This window comes from Campylobacter massiliensis, from assembly GCF_014253065.1.
Lineage (GTDB): Bacteria > Campylobacterota > Campylobacteria > Campylobacterales > Campylobacteraceae > Campylobacter_A > Campylobacter_A massiliensis.
Genome location: NZ_JACLZK010000001.1, coordinates 737,943 through 751,812 on the forward strand (window position 1 = coordinate 737,943; position 13,870 = coordinate 751,812).

The following is a 13,870-nucleotide window of genomic DNA, read 5'->3' on the forward strand; positions in this document are numbered from 1 at the left end:
CGTTTATTTTTTCTTCGCCTTTTTTGCCGCGTTTTTCATATTTTCCAGCTCCTCGGCTAAAAATTTACCCGTATAGCTGCCCGTTTTTGCGTGATTTTTAGCGACCTCTTTTACGCTACCCTCGGCGATGATTTTACCGCCTTTTGCGCCGCCTTCGGGCCCCATATCGACGATGTAGTCGCAGTTTTTGATGACGTCCATGTTGTGCTCGATAACAAAGACCGAGTTGCCAAGATCGACCAAATGGTGCAGCACGCGCACGAGCCTATCGACATCGGCGAAATGCAGCCCCGTAGTCGGCTCATCGAGGATATAGAGCGTATTTCCCGTGTCCGAGCGACTGAGCTCTTTTGCGAGCTTTACGCGCTGCGCCTCGCCGCCGCTTAGCGTCACGGCGTTTTGCCCTAGCGTGATATAGCCTAGGCCGACGTCTTGCAGCGTCGTTAGTTTGCTGGCGATTTTGGGCACGGATTTAAAAAACTCCACCGCCTCGTCGATACTCATATTTAGCACGTCGGCGATACTTTTGCCTTTGTAGAGGATTTCTAGCGTCTGCGCGTTGTAGCGGGTGCCGCCGCACGAGTCGCAAACGACGTTTACGTCGGGCAAAAAGTGCATCTCGATCGTGATCTCGCCCTCGCCTTGGCACTTTTCGCAGCGTCCGCCTTTGACGTTGAAGCTAAACCTGCCGATCTTGTAGCCCCGCAGCTTGGCTTCTTTGGTCTGCGCAAAAAGCCCTCTGATCTCGTCCATCACGCCCGTATAGGTGGCTGGATTTGAGCGCGGAGTGCGGCCGATCGGGCTTTGATCGAGGTAGATCACCTTGTCTAGATTTTCCAGGCCGCTCAAATTTACTCCCGCGACCTTTTTTACCTTTTTGGCGCGGTTTAGCTGCTCCTGGGCTTCAGGCAAAAGAGTTTGTAGTACGAGCGAGCTTTTACCAGAGCCCGAAACCCCCGTGATACCGACTAAATTTCGCAGCGGAAAGCGCGCGCTTAAATTTGATATGTTGTTGATATTTACGTTTGAGATCTCCAGCCACGTGTCGCTTTTGCGGTTTTTTTGGTAGTCGATTTCCTTTTCGCCGTTTATGTAAAGCGCGGTTTGCGTACTTGAGCCTAGCAGGCTTTTCACGTCGCCGGCAAAAACTATCTGCCCGCCGAATTTCCCCGCTCCAGGCCCGATATCCACGACATAGTCGGCCTCCTCGATTGTTTTTTTATCGTGCTCGACGACGATCACGGAGTTGCCTTTGGCTTGCAAATTTCGCAGCGTTTTGATGAGTTTTAGCGTATCGCGCTCGTGCAGACCGATGCTAGGCTCGTCTAGCACGTACATCACGCCGCTTAGCCCGCTGCCGATCTGGCTAGCGATCCTGATGCGCTGCGCTTCGCCGCCGCTAATCGTGCGTGCGTCGCGTCCGAGCGAGAGATACCCCAGCCCCACGTCGTAGAGGAAAAACAGCCTCTCGTTTATCTCCTTAAATATCGGCTTTGCGATCGTTTTATCGTATTCGCTAAGATAGCTAAAATTTGACTCGTCTGAAAAAAACGCGGTGCAGTTTTCGATACTCATGTCTAAAATTTCGCCGATACCGCGGCCTGCGACCTTGACGGCTAGGCTTTGAGGTTTTAGCCTGTGTCCGCCGCAGTCGTCGCAGACCTTCTCGCTCATGTATTCGTCGAAGTCCTTGTAGTCTTTTAGCAGTCCGTGAGTGATTTTTAGCGCGCCTTCAAATTTGCGTAGCAACTTGTTTCGCTTCCAGAAAAACTCGACCTCTTTTACGTTGCCGTAGAGCACGAGGCGCTTTTCATCCTCGCTAAGCTCGCAGTAGGGGCGCTTTGCGTCAATGCCGTTTTGCTCGCAAAAAGCCAGCAAAAATTTATAATAATAGCTCATATTATAGCCGTAAAGCAGCTTTATCGCGCCGCCTTCGATGCTTTTTTCTTCGTCGATCACTTTGGTGAGATCCAGGCTATATCTGATGCCAAGCCCGTCGCACCTCTCGCACGCGCCTTTTGGGGAGTTAAAACTAAAGCTAAGCGGTTCTAGCGGCGTAAATGAAATTTTACAATCAAAGCACGCCGAGTGCTCGCTGTAATGTATAAAGCTCTCTTTTAGTCCGAGTTCTTCGGCATTTGCTATCTCGATCTCGACCTCGCCGTAGCTCTCTGCGAGCGCTTTTTCTACGTCCTGGGCTAGGCGCTGCGCGTTATCCGCGTCTATCACGATACGGTCTACGATGAGCTTTATCGTGTGTTTTTTGGTTTTAGCTAGTTCGATCTCCTCGTCTAGACGCACCTGCACGCCGTCTATCTGAGCGCGCACGTAGCCTTTGCCGCGCAAATTTTCTATTAAGTCCGCCCACGTGCCCTTTTTCTCGCGCACGAGCGGAGCGTAGATGACGACTTTTGCGCCCTGGGGGAGCTTTTGGATCTCGTTTATGATATCGCTAGCCGACATTTTAGAGATCGGTTTGCCGCATTTGTGGCAGTGCTGTATGCCGATGCGAGCGTATAGAAGGCGCAGGTAGTCGTAAATTTCCGTTATCGTGCCCACGGTCGAGCGCGGGTTTTTGGACGTGGTTTTTTGATCTATCGCGATAGCGGGCGTTAGACCCTCGATCTTATCGACGTCTGGCTTGCCTACGCGGTCTAGAAACTGTCTAGCGTAGCTACTAAGGCTCTCCATATACCTGCGCTGCCCCTCGGCATAAAGCGTATCAAAGGCTAGCGTGCTCTTGCCGCTGCCGCTAAGTCCGGTGAAAACTACGAGCTTGTTTTTCGGAATTTCGAGGTTTAAATTTTTTAGGTTGTGCTCGCGCGCGCCCGTGATTTTTATGGTGTCGTTTGAGTTCATTTTCGCTTCCGTGATTTTAAATTTTTAACCCGTAATTATACCCAAAATCGCTTTAACTAAAATCTCTGTTACTTTTATCAACACTTTAGTAAAAAATCAATTTTAAAGCAAAAGAATTTTTTAAGCTATAAGCTTTTTGGCTGTATTATAAATTATCCCAAGTATAGGAGTTATCATGGCAAATCCGCATATTCCTATCGACAGAAGAACAAACCGAGTCGAGCTCATCGGGCTGGTGCTAGGCATTTTGCTAGCGATTGCGGTTTATAAAATTTTCCCCGCAAACGCCGGAGATATCGCTCTAGCAGCGGCAAAGGGCAAAAAGCTACACGTAGAAGCCATGCCCGTCGTTGCCGCAGTAGCCGCGCTGATGGCGGCGTGGTGGATGACCGAGGCCATCGCCCTGCCCGCGACAGCCCTGGTGCCGATGGTGGCCTTTCCCGTGCTAGGCGTCGACGCGTTTAAGGTAGTCGCCGCGCCGTATGCTTCGGACACGATATATCTTTTCATGGGCGGATTCGTGCTAGCCCTTGCTATGCAAAGATGGAATCTACACACTAGAATCGCCCTTGCCATCGTGCTTTTAGTAGGTACTAGTCCTAGGCGGCTGGTGGCGGGGTTTATGGTGGCGACGGGATTTTTATCCATGTGGGTGAGCAACACTGCAACCGCTATAATGATGCTGCCCGTGGGCCTTAGCGTACTACATCTAGTAGGACGCCTAACGACTCAAAAATGGACGTTTACGGCGATCGAGGACGTGGCGAATTTAGACGAAATTTCGCGAAAAGGCGTGCAAGGCGGCGTGATGAATACGATATTTCACAAAGGCCGCGACATCGCAAATGAGATAAAAGAAAAAACAAGCTCCTTTAGCTCAAATTTCGGTATCTCGCTGATGCTAGGCATCGCCTACGCCGCCTCTATCGGCTCGGTGGGCACCATCATCGGCACTCCGCCAAACGCCCTGCTAGTGGCGTATATGAAAAACGAATTTGGCATCGAGATCGGCTTTTTTGATTGGATGCTAGTGGGCGTACCGCTTAGCGTCGTTATGCTTGCGGCGTGCTGGTTTTTGCTCACCTACGTGCTCTTTAAGCCCGAAATCGGCGAGATCCCAAACGGCAAAAAAGTAATCCAAGACGAGCTAGATAAGCTCGGCCCCATAACCGTACCAGAAAAGCTAGTAGGGGTTATCTTCGTAGCGGCTGCCACGTGCTGGATATCGTTAGGCTTCGTACTAAAATCCTTTGATATAAAAATCGCTAGCCTAGACGCCATAATCGCGATGAGTACGGCGATTTTGCTCTTTATCGTGCCCGCAAACAAAAGCGGCGAGCGTCTCATCGACTGGGGCAGCGCCAAAAAGCTGCCGTGGGACATCCTCATACTCTTTGGCGGCGGACTGTCGCTCTCGGCGCAATTTAGTAGCAGCGGGCTATCGCTTTGGATCGGTCATCAGGTATCGGCGCTCGGCGCGCTGCCTACCTCGGCGATCATCATGGCCGTCGTAGCGCTCGTCATTTTCCTCACCGAGATCACGTCAAATACCGCTACCGCAGCGGCCTTTTTGCCCGTCATTGCAGGCGTTAGCGCAGGTCTTGGATACACCGGCGCAAACGTTATGCTATTTACGATCCCGGTCACTATGGCGGCTACCTTTGCATTTATGCTACCAGTCGCCACGCCGCCAAACGCTATCGCATACGGCTCTGGCTACGTAAAAATCAGCTCGATGATAAAGGCGGGGATCTGGCTAAACATCATCGGAATTTTTCTCATCACGGCGACCGTCGTCTTTATCGCTTCGGCTGTTTTCGGACTTAAATTTTAAGTAAATTTGAGCGGCTTTGACCGCTTAAATTTACCCTTATTTAATAGGCATTGCTGTATCATCGTAAAAATATTTTAACCTAAGGCTCTAAAATGAACGACATCCAAAAATCCTACGACGAGCTTCCGTATATTTCAGCCGCCTTTCCCGAGACTTCACCAGCGCGCCTTGAGGCTTTGGCTTCTTTTTTGTCGCTAACGCCGCCGCCGTCAAAAACGGCTAAAGTGCTGGAAATAGGCTGCAGCTACGGAGGAAATTTATTTCCTTTTGCTATCGCAAATCCGCAGGCAAAGGTGCTAGGCATAGATCTAAGCGAAGTGCAGATAAATAAAGCCAAAGAGCTAGCCGTACAAATGCGAGTGGATAATATCGAATTTAAGGCAAAAGATATCTGCGATTTTACGGATGCGGACGTGAGCGATTACGGTAAATTCGACTACATCATCTGCCACGGCGTTTATAGCTGGGTGCCTGGCGTCGTAAAGGACGCGATCCTAAAAACCATCAAGCGATTTTTGAGCCCAAACGGCGTGGCGTACGTGAGCTACAACGTCTATCCGGGCTGGAAGATCAAGGATACGATCAGAGATTTTTTAATGTTTGGCACCAAGGGTATAAAAGGAGAAGCCGCAAAAGTAGCCAAAGCTAGAGAGCTTTTAAAGGTACTGGGAGAATACGCTAAATTTTGCCAAAAAGATGGCAACGTAAGCCAGATTTTCGTAAATTATGATAGCCTAAAATTCCACATCGACCATATACTCTCAACAAACGATTCTTATATCGCTCACGAATATTTAGAAGTTTTTAACTATCCGATTTATTTTAAAGATTTTGCGGAAAATTTAGAAAAAAACAACCTAACTTATCTCGCCGAAGTCGGGCTTGAGGACGTTTTTCAGTCAAATTTAGGAATAGAAGAATTTGACTCGTATATAGACGCAAATTTTAGCTCGCGCATAGAAAAAGAACAGACGCTCGACTTTTTAACAAACAAGGTTTTTAGACGCAGCATGATAGTACACAAAGAGCTTATTCCAAACGACCTTAACGTAAATATCGGCGCCGACGAACTTTGCAAGCTACATATCTCAGCAGGCTTTAACAAAGAAAAAGACCGCTACAAAAATATTAGCAACGTCTTAATGAAACCTGAATACGACTGGCTTTATCAAGTCTTTACCGACGTATATCCGGCAAGCGTAAATTTTGCCGATGTCGCAGCACTCTTAAAAGACGACGAAAACGCCGTAAAATCGGCATATTTCGGTTTTATGGAGATTTTAGCCGCAGACTGTGCGAAGCTAACGACTTACGAGCGTCCGAAAATTACTTATGAAGTTGGTAAGAGTCGCCTAAAAGAGCGAGTACGCGGATATTTTGAGTATTTTAGTGCCGCAGACGAACCGGTGATAAAATTTGCCGACGAGTTAAACGTGCCCGCGAATTTTTCGCCGTTTGATGCCTTTATCGCACTTAAATTTAACGGCGAAAACTCGTTTGAAAATATCGTAAAACAGACGGCAAATTTTGCAAGAGAGAGAAACCTTGAGTTTACCGGCAAAAACGGCACAATAAAAACCGCCAGCAAAAACGAATATCAAAAAGCAGCCGAAGACTACGTAAAGGATCTCGAGCTAAAACTAAGCGACGGTGGATTTTTAGAAAATTTCTGATTTTTCTTGAATACGGGCGGGGCAAATTTGCCCCACTCCCTTATTTATCGCAAATTTAATCGTATTGTTTTAAATCTATAAACTCAAATTTTAAGCAAGAAGCTTATTTATCATTATAATTAGCGTCGTGGAGATAAGCGCAAGTAGGCATCTTTTTTGGACGGTGCGGTCGATCTTTTGCGCCAAAGCTACGCCAAACCTCACGCTTATAAGCGAGCCGATACCGACCAAAACGCCGACCTCGTACTGCACGAGCCCCTGCGAGGCGAGGCTAATAAAGCCCGAAATCGACGAAAATATCACGAAAAATAGCCCCGTACTAACGGCCTTTTTGATGTCGTAATTAAGAAAATTTATCAAAACCGGCATGATGATGACCGAGCCGCCGATACCCACGCTGATCGCCACCGCGCCGACGAAAAGTCCGACGAAAAAAAGCGGCACGAGGGAGGGATTGTGCGCGCCTTTTGGCTCCGGATTTTTAAAAAATAGCTTAATAACGTTAAAAATTTGAATGCAAATAAGCGTGAGAAGCAAAAATTTCGACGGAACGCTCGCCACGATAAAGCCGCTCGCGCTCGCCCCGCAAAAGCCGCCGATACCTAGCACCAAAGCGGGCTTTAGATCAACGTTTTTGTTTTTTATATTTAAAAGCGAGCCGTAAACCGAGCTAAAAACCATCTGAAGGACGCTTACGCCGATTGCGTATTTGACGTCAAAGCCCAAAAATACGAGTATAGGCACGGCCGCCGCGCCGCCTCCGATGCCCAAAAATCCAGACAAAAAGCCGACAAATAGCCCCAAACACACGTATCCGACCGACGCAACCGATAAAATTTCCATAATCTCGCCTTAAAGTAAAATCCGATTTTAGCCGTTTTTGGGTAAAATTAATTTTAAAATTTAAAAAAAGGAAGTTATTGAAAAGATTGTTTTTGATGATTTTTGCGGGGTTAAATTTGGCCTTTGCCGGCGTCACGGCAGGCCAAAGCGAGCTAGAGCTAGAAGCCGCGGTCAAGAGATTTCAAAGACTGCTTGATATGAAAGACGTTAGCGAATTTGCCGTAGTGCCTCATCACGTTTTCGCCGCGCAAACGGGAGTAAATTTGACCCCGTCGGTCACGGTAATCTTCGGCGCGCCGGGCGTACTTGCGCCTTTAATAGAATGCGAACCGAGCCTAGCGCTGGAGCTTCCGTTTAAGTTTTTATTTCAAAAAAGAGAGGGCAAAACGGTCGTGAGCTTTGAGGATATAAAAAGCATCGCGGCTAGATACGGCGCCTCGGACTGCCCCGCCCTAGACGCGGCGCAGAGGCTAGAACGCGAGCTTTTTGACGCCGCCGTCAAATGAAATTTAAGCTTAATTTTTATATAATCTACGCTCATTAAAGGATATTTTATGCTACTTTTGAGCCCAATTTTTTATTACGAAAAGATCCGCGAGAGATTTGCCAACTCCTACCTCGCCGAGGACACGACGCAGACCATAGTCGGCATCGACTGCGAGTATATAAGCAGCGAACAAACCGATTTTGCGGGGCTTAAGAGCTATTTTAAAGCTCAAAAATTTGACGCCCCTTTTGCGGGACTATTTGGGGTGCTGGGCTACGGCGGGATAAAATATTTTGAAAAAATCCCCAAATTTAACGCCTCGCAGTACGATTTCCCCGACTTTTTCTACGCTAACGCCCGCGCCTACCTGCACTTTGATAAAAATAGCAAAATTTACAGCTTTTACGGCGATAGCGAACGGTATTACGATTTTTTAGTTAAATTTAGCGCGGACGACGAAGCAAAAGCCGCCCAGGACCGCGCAAAACGGCAGAGCAAATATAAAATTTTAACCGATTTAGACGGCGAAAAAGAGCATTTTCTAAACATCGCAAAGCGCGCCAAAGAGTATCTAAAAAGCGGCGACGTCTTTCAAGTCGTGCTAAGCGAACAGCTAAAACTAACCTCGGATATGGATAGCCTTGACTTCTACAGAGCCTTAAGCGAGGCAAACCCGAGCCCTTATATGTTTCACTTTCCGACCCCTTACGGCGACGTCGCGGGCTCTAGCCCCGAGCTAGTCTGCGAGATCAAAGAGGGCAAAATCTACGTCGCGCCCATAGCCGGCACACGCGGCCGCGGTAAGGACGCGATGGAGGACGCCGCACTCGAGCGCGAACTGCTAAACGACGAAAAGGAACTAGCCGAGCACAAAATGCTCATCGACCTCGCCCGCAACGACATCGGCCGCGTCAGCAAGCCAAAAAGCGTCGCGGTCAAAAACGCCATGCGCATCGTGCGCTACGAGAGCGTGATGCATATCGTAAGCGACGTCTACGGCGCGAAGGCGGACGATCTAGACGCATTTGACGCGGTCGGCAGCATCTTTCCCGCAGGCACGCTCAGCGGTACGCCCAAAATCCGCGCCATGGAGATCATCGCCGAGCTTGAGTCATATAGGCGCAACGCATACGGCGGCGGTATCGGATTTTTCCACTTTAACGGCGACGCGCAAATGGCGATTTTGATTAGAAGCGCGATATTTGCGCGTAAATTTGACGGCAAATTTGACGCTAGCGAGCATGACCCGCACCTTGACGGCGCAGACGAGTCAAATTTAAAAAGCAGAGAGCGTGGGGAAAATTTTGCCGAAATTTTCGTGCAGGCGGGAGCCGGCATCGTGATCGATAGCGTTCCCGAATACGAATATAAAGAAATTTGTAAAAAACGCGCCTCGGTGCTAAACGTGTTTGCGAAAAACGCAAAAGAAATTTAATTTTACTTTTAAGCAGATTGTTACTTAAATTTATTGTTTAAGTTTCTTTGTTAAGGGGGAAGGGGCTTGAATTACGAAGTCGCTCCCTTCCCCCTTAACGATCTCCCAACCCCTACGACGTGAGATGTTGCTGCACTGCGTGCAGGTTTAAATTTGGCGCTATTGCGCCGCACGTTTTTAAATTTACATTTTCAAGATGCGGGTCTTGGTGGGTAAAATTTGCAAATTTAGCCAAATTTGGCTTCAAATTTGAGAGTAAAATGATAAGGCGAAGTATCGCGAGATGATTTTTCGAGTTTTGAAGCAAAATTGAGCGTGCGCTAGGCATGTAGCCTGCGGAGCGAAAATTTTGCAAAATCTCGGAAAAGCGCTCACGAGACAAGCCGCAAAAAAGGAGAAAATTTTGATTTTATTAATCGACAACTACGACAGTTTCGTATTCAACGTAGAGCAGTATCTACGCGAACTAACTTCCGAAGAAGTGCGCTGCGTGCGCAACGACAAGATCACGCTAGATGAGATTCGCAGGCTAAATCCGAGCAAAATCGTGCTAAGCCCGGGCCCAAAACACCCGCAAGATAGCGGCATTTGTTTAGAGATTTTAAAAAGCGACATCGCCGCGCCGATCCTCGGTATCTGCCTCGGACATCAGGCGATCGGACTCGTTTACGGCGCAAAGATCAAACGCCTAGAAAAACCATATCACGGTAAAACCTCACTCATAAAAGTTAGCCGCAAAGAGCCGCTATTTACGGGGCTACCGGACGAATTTGAGGTTATGCGCTACCACTCGCTTTACGTGGACGAGCTACCGTCAAATTTACAGGCCGCTGCCGTGAGCGAGGACGGCGTAGTGATGGCGCTTAGCGTCAAAGACAGGCCGATTTTTGGCATCCAGTTTCACCCCGAGAGTTACTTCACGCAGTACGGCAAAAAAATCATCGAAAATTTCATCAACTACGAAGCCGCACCTGCGGCTGAAGTCGCTAAAGAGCCCAAAGTCCGCCCGCTAAAGCCGTTTCTAATCAAGCTTCAAGAAAACGAACGTCTAGACGACCGCGACTTTGAGCAAATTTGCGAAATCATCGCCAGTAAAGAGTACGAGATCACGCAGCTAGCCGCGCTTTTGGTGCTAATCAGCGAAAAAAGTCTCTATCCGCAAAGCCTCGCAAGCCTCGCCAAAAACATCCTAAAATACTCGCAGACCTACCGCGATCCCTCGCCGATGATCGATCTTTGCGGCACGGGCGGCGACGGCTTTAGGACGATAAATATCTCGACCACCGTCGCGTTTATCCTCGCAAGCCTCGGCGTCAAAGTCGCAAAGCACGGAAACAAAGCCGTTTCTAGCAAATCAGGCAGCTCGGACGTGCTGGAAATTTTGGGCGTTAAGAGCTCAAATTCGCTCCTAGGGCAACGCGAGCTGCTAAACGACAAAAATTTAGCCTTTTTCCACGCTCCGTTTTTCCACCAGCTAGTGGGCGAGGTGCGCGAAGTACGTCAGCGCCTGGGTATCCGCACGGTTTTTAACGTGCTAGGCCCGCTGCTAAATCCAAATTTGGCGCTCAAAAATCAGCTAGTAGGCGTCTACCATAAGCCCGTTTTGCGCCTCTACGCCGAGACGCTACAGCTACTAGGACGCGAGCGAGCGCTGGTAGTTCGCGGCGAGGACGGACTAGACGAGATCAGCCTATGCGATGAGACGCGCGTCGTGGAGCTACGAGGCGGACAGATCAGCGAGTACAGCATCACGCCCGAGCAGTTTGGCTTCAGACGGGCGTTTCATAGCGAGATCGAGGGCGGCACGCCTGAGCAAAACGCCGAAGCGTTAAAGCAAATTTTAAAAGGCGAGCTGGATGGACCGAAATTTGACGTCGTCGTGCTAAACGCGATGTTTGCGCTATATGCGGCAGGCGTCGCGGATAGCCCCGCGCAGGCAAAAGAGGTCATCCTGGACGCGATAAAAAGCGGTAAAGTTTATCGCTACTTCGAGGACTACGTGCGAGGCGAAGCGTGACGCTGGTTAAAATTTGCGGCATTAAAACGCCTGCGGAGGCGCGCGACATAGCAAGTTTAGACGTTGATTTTTTGGGCGCTATATTTGCTAAAAGCAAGCGGCAGGTGAGTGCACAGACGGCGCGCGAGATATCAAACATCGCGCATGCAGCGGGTAAAAAATGCGTCGGCGTTTTTGCCGGGCAAAGCGACTGCGAGATAATGGAAATCTGCGAATTTGTCCCGCTTGACGCGGCGCAGATCCACGGAGAGGTTAGCTCAAATTTATACGCAAATTTAAAGGCGATGGAGCTAGAGGTTTGGCGCGTTTATAGCGTGCTAGACGAGCTGCCCGCCGTAGATACCGCGCTTTGCGATATGCCGCTGTTTGACTGCAAGGGGCAAAATGCCGGCGGCAACGGCATCAGCTTTGATTGGGAAATTTTGCGTGAGGTCAAATTTGACTTCGGCATGGCGGGCGGTATCGGCGAGCATAACGCGCGCGAAGCGATCAAATTTAACCCGCGAGTGCTTGATCTAAACTCAAAAGTCGAGGACGAAAACGGTATAAAATCGGCCGAAAAAATAAAGAAAATTTTAGAGCTCTTAAAGGCGTAAAATTGTTTACGACGTCGGGCAAATTTACGCCTTTCCCGCCTTGCCTAAATATAATATCGCATGTTTTAAATTTACTCATTTTGCCCACTTGCCGGCTAACGCTGTTATACCGCACCCAAAATAAGCCTAATAAAAACTTAAAATGCTAAAATAGAACGAAAATTTAAAGGATACCGATGAACACTAAAGCATATTTTGGCAAATTCGGCGGACAGTTCGTGCCAGAAACCGTGATGTTCGCGCTAGACGAACTCGAGGCTGCATACGAGAGTATCGCAAAAACGGCTGAATTTGAGGCCGAACTAGACGACCTACTAAAAAACTACGTCGGACGCCCGAGCCCGCTATATCACGCAAAACGCCTAAGCGAGCACTACGGGCATGAAATTTACCTCAAACGCGAGGATCTAAACCACACCGGCGCACATAAGATAAACAATGCCCTAGCCCAGGCGCTACTTGCCAAAAAAATGGGCAAAAAGAAGGTTTTAGCCGAAACAGGCGCGGGTCAGCACGGCGTGGCGACTGCGACCGCGGCGGCATTGCTCGGCCTTGAGTGCGACGTGTATATGGGCGCGACCGACATAGAGCGCCAGCAGCTAAACGCGTTTCGCATGCAGCTTTTAGGCGCCAGAGTCGTGAGCGTAGAAGAGGGTCTAAAAACTCTAAAAGAGGCCACCACCGCAGCGATCCAAGCATGGGTAAACGAGATAGAAAGCGCCTTTTACGTCATCGGCTCGGCGGTCGGCCCGCACCCCTATCCTAGGATCGTGCGCGACTTTCAGAGCATCATCGGCCGCGAGACCAAGGCGCAGCTAAAAGAATACGGCGTGCATCCGGACTACGTCATCGCCTGCGTCGGCGGCGGTAGCAACGCGATCGGTATCTTTAGCGCGTTTTTGGGCGACGCGGACGTAAATTTGATCGGAGTCGAGGCCGCAGGGCTTGGCGCGCACACGCCCTATCACGCCGCAACGCTAACCAAGGGCCGCACAGGCATCATCCACGGTATGAAAACGATCGTTTTACAAGACGAGTACGGCATGATCGAGCCGGTACATAGTATCTCGGCGGGACTTGACTATCCGGGCGTAGGACCAGAGCATGCGCACCTGCACGAGAGCAAACGAGCCGCCTACTACGGCGTCACCGACGACGAGTGCATAAACGCGCTATATCTAACCAGCCGCCTAGAGGGCATCATCCCTGCGATCGAGAGCTCGCACGCGTTAGCGTACTTAGAAAAGCTATGTCCAAATTTGACGAAAAAAAGCGTCATCGTCGTAAACGTCTCGGGACGCGGCGACAAAGACATAAACACCGTGATGAGCTACGAGAAAGGAAAAATTTATGGCTAAGGTAAAAGACGCGTTCGCGGGCAAAAAAGCAAACATCGGCTACGTCGTGGCGGGATATCCTAGCGTCGAAGCGACGAAGGAGTTTTTATTAAATTTAGACGGCAGTTGCCTGGATCTACTAGAGCTTGGCATCCCATACTCCGATCCGCTCGCAGACGGTAAGCTCATCGCGCAGGCTAGCTTTGAAACAGCTGCAAAGGGCGTAAACACCGACGCAATATTTTCCATGCTAGAAGAGTGCAAAGGCAAGATACATAAACCGGTCGTGTTTCTCGTGTATTTTAACATCGTGTTTGCCTACGGCGTAGAGAGATTTATCGCCCGTTCAAAAGATGTCGGTATCGCTGGCTTCATCATCCCCGATCTGCCGTTTGAGGAGAGCGAGGAGGTAGCGGGCCTATGCGCTAAATTTGATCTTGATCTCATCCCGCTAATCAGCGTCACGTCGCAAAACCGCGCGGATAAAATTTTAAAATTCGGCTCGGGCTTTATCTATGCGCTCGGCGCTATCGGCGTGAGCGGGTCGCAGCGAGCCAGCGAGGAGAGACTAAAAGCGCTCGTAGAGGGTCTAAAAAAAAGAAGCGATCTGCCTGTCGCAGTGGGCTTTGGCGTGAAAAATAAAAACGACGCTGACGAGGTAAAAACCTATGCCGACGGCGCGATAATCGGCACCGAGATAGTAAAGCTCACGGCCAAATTTGAGGGCGAAGAGCTGATAAAGCAAATCAATAAACTTTTTTAAATTTAGCCGCGTTTGCGTTAAATTTA

At 49.3% G+C, this 13,870-nt stretch carries 10 protein-coding genes; 8 read left to right on the forward strand and 2 right to left on the reverse strand.

The features are described from left to right. Positions 1 to 3: 3 nt before the first annotated feature. Complete coding sequence (gene uvrA / locus H7R39_RS03450) at positions 4 to 2,859, reverse strand: excinuclease ABC subunit UvrA (protein WP_185897974.1); 2,856 nt, start codon at positions 2,857 to 2,859, stop codon at positions 4 to 6. A gap of 175 nt (positions 2,860 to 3,034) precedes the next feature. Here uvrA and H7R39_RS03455 point away from each other — a divergent pair, with 175 nt between their 5' ends. Together H7R39_RS03455 and H7R39_RS03460 are read left to right on the forward strand one after the other, a co-directional pair. Next, entirely contained in the window at positions 3,035 to 4,693 is a 1,659-nt protein-coding gene (locus tag H7R39_RS03455; RefSeq protein WP_185897975.1) for an SLC13 family permease, read from the forward strand. 92 nt (positions 4,694 to 4,785) lie between these two features. Continuing rightward, entirely contained in the window at positions 4,786 to 6,366 is a 1,581-nt protein-coding gene (locus H7R39_RS03460; RefSeq protein WP_185897976.1) for a class I SAM-dependent methyltransferase, read from the forward strand. A gap of 90 nt (positions 6,367 to 6,456) precedes the next feature. On the opposite strand, the gene H7R39_RS03465 is transcribed toward H7R39_RS03460, so the two are convergent. Next, positions 6,457 to 7,209, reverse strand: a complete 753-nt coding sequence (locus H7R39_RS03465; protein WP_185897977.1) for a sulfite exporter TauE/SafE family protein — start codon at positions 7,207 to 7,209, stop codon at positions 6,457 to 6,459. 77 nt (positions 7,210 to 7,286) lie between these two features. Here H7R39_RS03465 and H7R39_RS03470 point away from each other — a divergent pair, with 77 nt between their 5' ends. The 6 genes from H7R39_RS03470 to trpA all read left to right on the forward strand — a co-directional run bounded on the left by H7R39_RS03470 (position 7,287) and on the right by trpA (position 13,844). Next, positions 7,287 to 7,715, forward strand: a complete 429-nt coding sequence (locus H7R39_RS03470; RefSeq protein ID WP_185897978.1) for a DUF302 domain-containing protein — start codon at positions 7,287 to 7,289, stop codon at positions 7,713 to 7,715. A 48-nt stretch (positions 7,716 to 7,763) separates the two neighbouring features. Next, positions 7,764 to 9,131 (forward strand): anthranilate synthase component I family protein, encoded by a 1,368-nt coding sequence (locus tag H7R39_RS03475; protein WP_185897979.1) that lies wholly within the window; start codon positions 7,764 to 7,766, stop codon positions 9,129 to 9,131. 403 nt (positions 9,132 to 9,534) lie between these two features. Then, the gene (trpD, locus tag H7R39_RS03480) at positions 9,535 to 11,148 is read left to right on the forward strand and encodes an anthranilate phosphoribosyltransferase (RefSeq protein ID WP_185897980.1); all 1,614 of its coding nucleotides are present in this window, start codon (positions 9,535 to 9,537) and stop codon (positions 11,146 to 11,148) included. After that, a complete protein-coding gene (locus tag H7R39_RS03485) occupies positions 11,145 to 11,744 on the forward strand; it encodes a phosphoribosylanthranilate isomerase (protein WP_185897981.1) in 600 nt (199 codons plus the stop codon). Before trpD ends, H7R39_RS03485 begins: the two co-directional genes overlap by 4 nt. Before the next feature lie 176 nt (positions 11,745 to 11,920). Next, on the forward strand, positions 11,921 to 13,102 hold the full coding sequence (gene trpB / locus H7R39_RS03490; protein ID WP_185897982.1) for a tryptophan synthase subunit beta: 1,182 nt from the start codon (positions 11,921 to 11,923) through the stop codon (positions 13,100 to 13,102). Continuing rightward, complete coding sequence (gene trpA, locus H7R39_RS03495; protein ID WP_185897983.1) at positions 13,095 to 13,844, forward strand: tryptophan synthase subunit alpha; 750 nt, start codon at positions 13,095 to 13,097, stop codon at positions 13,842 to 13,844. Before trpB ends, trpA begins: the two co-directional genes overlap by 8 nt. Positions 13,845 to 13,870: the final 26 nt, after the last annotated feature.